Source organism: Hymenobacter lapidarius (assembly GCF_001816145.1).
GTDB lineage: Bacteria > Bacteroidota > Bacteroidia > Cytophagales > Hymenobacteraceae > Hymenobacter > Hymenobacter lapidarius.
In genome coordinates, this window is the sequence record NZ_MDZB01000081.1 from 1 (window position 1) to 204 (window position 204).

The 204-nt window shown below is 68.6% G+C and carries 1 protein-coding gene; it reads right to left on the reverse strand.

What is annotated here, in order from left to right; all coding sequences use genetic code 11:
- The coding region (locus BEN47_RS21305) for a hypothetical protein (RefSeq protein ID WP_158010860.1) at positions 1 to 204 on the reverse strand (204 nt) is incomplete at both ends.

Sequence of the window (204 nt, forward strand, 5' to 3'; positions counted from 1 at the left end):
GCGCAGCGTGGCCTGGCGCCGGGCCGGGGTTCGGAAACAGGTCAAAGGCAAATGCATTGGCCGCCCGGGTGGCCGAGGCCACAAAGGCGCGGTTTTCCAGGGTGAGCGCAGCGTGGCCTGGCGCCGGGCCGGGGTTCGGAAACAGGTCAAAGGCAAATGCATTGGCCGCCCGGGTGGCCGAGGCCACAAAGGCGCGGTTTTCCA